Origin of the sequence: Planktotalea sp., from assembly GCF_039984035.1 — a bacterium.
Classification (GTDB): Bacteria; Pseudomonadota; Alphaproteobacteria; order Rhodobacterales; family Rhodobacteraceae; genus Planktotalea.
Genome location: NZ_JBDWVM010000312.1, coordinates 1 through 6,419 on the forward strand (window position 1 = coordinate 1; position 6,419 = coordinate 6,419).

Consider the following 6,419-nt stretch of genomic DNA (forward strand, 5'->3'; position numbering starts at 1 on the left):
GATTGCGATAAACCCGCATATCCGAATAACTCAAAGGCACCCAAAGGTGATCGCCCCCGTAGCCATCAATCAGTCCCATGGCCCAGCCCGTCGCGAGGTCCATCAAAGCAGGGTGTAGGCCGAAGTCAGTGTCATTCGCCGCGCTTTCAGGCAGCTCGAGATCAGCAAGGCCAGCGCCCTGCCCAAGTGACATCGATTTCAGAACGCGCCAGCGAGGGCCGAAATCAAGATGGACCTCTTGCGGCGAGGTTAATGTCGCGCCAGCTTCCGCTGTTGAAGGTGCAGGCAGTCCATTGCGCACGGCCTCCAGATCAACAGTTTGGGGAGTGGTCAACTTGCTCAAAACAAGGCTCGCTTGCGCATTGCTTTGCCAGGCGTCTTTGCCTTGGAATTCAATCTTGGACTGCACGTCCATTTCAAAACCAGCATCGCTTGGTTTAAGGCGCACACGCATCGCACGTGGTGTTTGCGGATCGACCGTCAAGGGTCGTAAGAAATAGAGATCACGAATGCTAAAGGCGCTTTGCACTCCCAAACTGCGCAACGCTTCACGCGCGAGTTCCAGATACCCCGTTCCGGGCATCAAAATCGTACCATCTTTGGTGCGGTGTTCAGACAATACCCAATGCTTGTCCACGGAAAGTTCCGTTTCAAAGACGTGACGCCCGTCGTTGTCCGCACTCAAAGTGTCGAGCAGGGGGTGAGAAACATCACGGGCAGGCAAAGTGTTCGGTACTCCCAAACGATCCGCCATCGCAGCTGCAGCCATGCCCACATTCGCCCAAACGCCCCACCCGAGCGCGATCACACGCGTTGCATCGCCCCGACGCGCATTGGCGTAGGCATTCAGGAAATCATTCGCGGCGACGTAATCGATTTGACCCGCAGGCGCGGTGATTGTGGAGGAGGACGAGAACAGCACAAGCCAGTTTAATTCGCCGTCGTTCCAAGTTTTTCCAATAACTTGCGTGCCATGAATTTTGGGGGTGAAAACCGCCTCAACCGATCCTGCGCCTTTGGCCAAAATCGGCGCATCGTCGATGACACCCGCTGCATGTATGACGCCCGTGACGGCGCCGAATTTTTCCTTAGCCTCGGCGCGCACGCGCTGCATATCATCCGCGTTACATACATCACCAGAAAGGCACAGAACCTCACCGCCTAATGCCTCAAGCGATTGAACCGCGGCGACGTAGCGTGCGGCAGGATCGGCAGGCGCAAGCGTTTGCCATTCGTTTCGATCAGGCAAAGCTGTCCGAGACACCAAAACAATGCGCGCGTTAAAACGCTCAATAAAATCGCGCGCCAGACTGAGGCCAATGCCACCAAACCCGCCTGTGATAAGCACCGTCGCACCATTGTCCAGCGACCAAGGATCTTGAGGTTCAGAAAGCGCGCGTTGCTGTGTCGTTTGCTCATAGCGAACATCGTCTCGAAGAGCAGCAATCACATTGCTTGGAGTGCTGAGAAGCTCTTCCAGCACCTCGGTTGTGAAGTCTATTTTCGCTGTAGATGTAGCGAATAGGCGTTTCGCAGGTTGCGCAGGCATCGCGATATCAAGCCATGACATCGTAACGCCTGGAAATTCCGCTGGCGTGACTTTCACAGGACCGCTTAGACACGCTTTTTCAGGATAGCGCGCAGTTTGTCCCGCGAGGCTATGTGCATCCGATGAAATCACCGAAACATGCAATGGCGTTGGCAAACCTTCACCGCTGATCGCTTGTGCCAAGAACATCAGCGAATAGAAGCCTTGCTCCTGATTGCGGTGGAAGAAGCTTGAGCCAGGGCGGAACGTCTCGTCCTGCGTCACCGACCAAAAATGCGCAATGCGTTCAGGCGTGCGGCCCTGTGCAACCAATTCGGCAAATAGGCGATCATAACCTTCGCGCCCCTGTTCAGGTGCGAGCGCATAACGATCCTCTGACAGCCGCGCGAAGGCATCTCCTGTGACGACCTCTGTCACCGTGTGCCCAGCATCGCGCAAACGATCCGAGACAGGCGCCGAAATCCCAGCACCATCAGCGAATACAAGCCATGTCATTGATTTGCCAAGGTCCGCCTCCAGATCCAAGGGGCAGTCTGCATACCGCTTTTGCCAATGGGGGACATAGCCCCATTCAGCAATATCGTCCTGACGCATGATACGGCTTGGTGCGACGTCCAATTGCGGCGCGGCAGCTTCGATGAAATAAGAATTTGTTTGGAACTGATAGCCCGGCAACACCACTTTGTTGCGCGCACTTTCGCCCCAGATTTGCGGCCAATCGATTTCAAATCCAACGGCCCAGAGGCGGCCAAGAACGGACATGAAGAATGCATCGTCCGCGACAACCTGATCAGGGTGACGCAGCACATTGATCACCTGATCGCTCGCGACGTTTTCGTTTTGCTGCGCGAGAGAGCTGAGCGCTTTGCCGGGACCAACCTCGATAAAGGCGCGATTTTCGGTCGCTGAAAGATGCGAAATGCCATCCGCAAAATGCACAGTTCCGCGCAGGTGTTGCACCCAATACTCGGGATCAGTGGCCTGCTCTGCAGTGAGCGGTTTGCCCGTGCGGTTTGAAATGATCGGAATGTTCGGTACGCTCAAAGAAATCGAGCGGAGATAGTCACCAAAGCGGCCCAAAATAGGCTCTAACATGCGGGAATGCGCCGCAATGTCGATGGGAATGCGTTGGCAATCGATGTCATCTTTCGTGAGCTGCTCTTGCAATGCATCAAGCGCATCTTGCGAGCCTGAGGCAACCGAAAGGTTTGGGCAGTTCACAGCAGCCAGATCGAGTGTGTCGCCAAGATAGGTTTTCAACTTCTCGGCAGGTAATGAAACGCTTAGCATCCCGCCTGCTGGCACGGTGTCGAACAACTGACCGCGCAGCAGCACCAAGCCAATACAGTCTTCAAAGCTCATCACACCTGCCAACGCAGCAGCGGTGTTTTCGCCCATCGAATGACCGATCAGAACCTTTGGCTCAACACCCCAGCTTTCAAGCAATTTCGCCAGCGCATATTCAACGATCATGATCAACGGCAATTGGATCGACGGCTTTTTCAAGACCTCATCCGCCACACTGCGTTGACCTTCTTCGGGCAGCCAAAGCGCGCGAATATCATAGTCTAACTTGGGCTCAAGCACCGCAAGACCTGCATCGATCCACTCTGCGAAGGTCGGTTCAGTTTCATAGAGATCGCGCGCCATACCCGCGTATTGAGCGCCGCCACCCGGGAACATGAACACAGCGTCAGGATTACTAAGGGCGCGGTGAGAAAAGACTTCACGCGGGTCAGCTTTTCCAAGCTTTTCTGCAGCCTCTTTCGCAGTTTCGGCGACGACAACGCGGCGTCGCTCAAACGCGCGACGGCCCTCTTTCAAGGTGTAAGCAATGTCCGCCAGATCATCGCTGCTTTGCTCTAAATGCGCGGCTAGTGCAGAAGTATTCGCGTCAAGCGCCGCTTTGTTGCGCCCTGAAATGGTTAGTAATTGAAACGGCCAATCTGATTGTTCGGACGCGGCGCGCCTTGGAGCCTCCTCGACAACGGCATGTGCATTGGTTCCACCGACGCCAAGCGAGTTAACACCAGCACGGAGCGGTCCGTTTTCTGTGGTCCAATTCCGCAGCTGATCGTTCACAAGGAAAGGGCTGTTTTCAAAATCGATTGCTGGGTTTGGTGCCTCAAACCCAAGGCTGGGTGGCATCTGCTTGTGATGCAGAGAAAGGGCCGTTTTGATCAGGGATGCCGCGCCTGCCGCCGTGTCTAAATGGCCGATGTTGGTTTTGACCGACCCAATACGACAAAACCCCTGCGCGTCTGTTGTTTCGCGAAAGGCCTCGGTCAATGCGGCGACCTCAATCGGGTCGCCCAAGTAAGTGCCTGTGCCATGGCATTCGATGTAGTCAATGGTATCGGCTGTAACGCCCGCGATCTCTTGCGCCTCGGCAATCGCGGCAGCTTGACCACCCACTGAGGGTGCGAGATAGCCCGCTTTGTCAGACCCATCATTATTCACAGCAGTGCCTTTGATCACCGCCCAAATATGATCACGATCCGCGATAGCATCCTCTAATCGTCGCAGGACCAAAGCCCCGGCGCCAGAGCCGAATACAGTCCCCTGTGCGCGGTGATCGAAGGCATGGCATTGCCCGTCTGGAGACAGGATTTCGTTCTCTTTGAACACATAGCCCTGCCCTTGTGGCAGATCGATGGTAACGCCCCCGGCAATCGCCATATCGCATTCACCATTCAGCAAGGCGGCGGATGCATAATGCACGCCAACAAGCGATGTCGAACAGGCGGTTTGCACTGAAATTGATGGACCACGAAGATCAAGGAAATGACTGAGTCTCGTGCTCAGGAAATCCTTGTCATTGCCGGTATGGCGCAGCAGGAACATGCCCGTGTTGTCCACGAGATCGCGGTTCGAACAGACATTGAAATAGAAATAGCTTCCCATGCCACAACCGGCATACACACCAATCGGTCCATCAAAGTTCTCTGGCATGTGGCCCGCGTTTTCGAGCGCGTGCCAAGAGACTTCAAGAAACTTGCGGTGCTGGGGGTCCATGATCGCCGCTTCCTTAGGACTAAGCCCAAAGAAATCAGCGTCAAATTCCGTATAGTTCTGAAGATTGGCGGCAAATGGCACGTAATTGGGATCAGCCAGAGTTGCAGGATCGACACCTGCAGCAAGCATCTCGTCTTCGTCCAAGCGTTTGATAGCGGACGTTCCACTGCGTAGCAGGTCCCAATAGGCATCAAGCCCAAGCGCGCCCGGCAATTGCGCAGCCATGCCAACGATAGCGATATCGCCGGAAAATTCCGTTTCGGGATGGTCTAACTCGGACATACTACCACTCAAGCACACAGATCAGGACTTTATATCCTGCAAGATTACGAAGTTTTTGAGGCATGACTTTGAAAAGTTATGCAGATTTTGCGGTATCTGGCTACCCACACCTCGGTTAACTTATTGCTGCCAGATCGGCAATCGCACCCCAACTCAACCAAAGTGCGAAAAGGATCATCAAACCACCCAACGCGGCAAAGGCCAAATCGTGCAAAGGGTCCCATGCCCCCATTCGGCGCGCCAGCCAAACGACGACAGGGTAGATCAAAACCATAGCGAACCCGATGCTGAACAACGCGCCGATAAGTCCAAAGGTCTCGAGCGCAATAAACATTGCCGTTAGCATGATCACAGCGCGCGAGGCTGCGAGAACAAAGAAGCGTTTTGAATCGCCTGCGGCAAGGGCAGCTTGATCATAGGTAAGCACGATAATTTGTGGGACCTGCATGCAAGCGATGATAGTTACGATAACACCCGCTGAATGATAGCGTTCATCATAAAGCAACTCGACCAATGGCACACCCGCAAAGGCGAGTACAGCTAGACCAAACAACAGACCACCACTGACAACAAAGCGCATTTTGCGCAGCGCTGCGAAATTTGCCACGCTCTCGCTTGGCGGGCGTTCACGATACAGCGGAATCAGGAGTTTATGAGTGACTGAAATGCCAAGCAGCAAGGGAAAACTCGCGAGGAAATACCCGATGTTATAAACGCCGAATTGATCAAGCGGCAGGTATTTTCCCAAAAGCATTTTATCGCTTTGGTTAAAGAGAAAACCTGCGACAGTGCTGAGAAAGATCCATTTGCCAAAGTTGATCAATTCATGGGCAGCAGGCTTTTCCCACTCGAACCAATCGCGATGCCCTTCAAGGTAAACCCAATAGAGCACCAGTTGCACCAAAGAGCTGATAATGCTGGAAAAAACCAGCGCCCAAACGGATTGAGTGAGATAGGCTATGACCACAGCGCTTAGGATACCGGACACTTGGGTAACGATATCAATCGCCGTCACGCGGCCCAATTGCAGGTGCCGATTAGCCAGCATGAGCCGCGTTGGGTTAAACCCTTGAATCACTAAGGTAAGCGCTGCCACAGGGAGCAATTGCATCAATTGCGGCTCACCATAAAGAAGCGCCATTGGATAGGCGAGAGCACTGGCTGCCAACCACAAAAGCACACCGCGCCCTGCCTGAATTGTCCAAGCAGTATTAAGCAAACGGGGATCATCGCCCCGTTTGCTTTGCATAATCGCGGGGCCAACACCGACGTCCGAAAACTGATAAAGTCCCTGAATAAAGACCATGACAAGCGCCATCATCCCAAACGCTTCTGGGAACAAAAGCCGTGTCAGGATCAGGTTCGAGGCAAGTCGAATAAACTGAGATGCGCCAAATCCACCGACTGTTAAAACAGAGCTACGCATCGCACGCGCGCGCAGGTTCGAGCCTTGGAAAAGCGATTGAAGCCGTCTCATCGTCCGCGTTTCCAATCATCGCTTTGGGATGGCGTCAGTTTCACCGTCAAAGACACTGCACCATAGGCCAAGGTGCCAATCGGATGGCGCAGAACG

The 6,419-nt window shown here is 54.0% G+C and carries 2 protein-coding genes; both read right to left on the reverse strand.

The window, feature by feature from the left end:
• Positions 1 to 4,846, reverse strand: a 4,846-nt coding sequence (locus ABJQ89_RS14130) for a type I polyketide synthase (RefSeq protein WP_348496830.1), incomplete at its 3' end; no start/stop codon positions are given.
• Between the two features lie 115 nt (positions 4,847 to 4,961).
• Positions 4,962 to 6,323 (reverse strand): oligosaccharide flippase family protein, encoded by a 1,362-nt coding sequence (locus ABJQ89_RS14135; protein WP_348496831.1) that lies wholly within the window; start codon positions 6,321 to 6,323, stop codon positions 4,962 to 4,964.
• Positions 6,324 to 6,419: the final 96 nt, after the last annotated feature.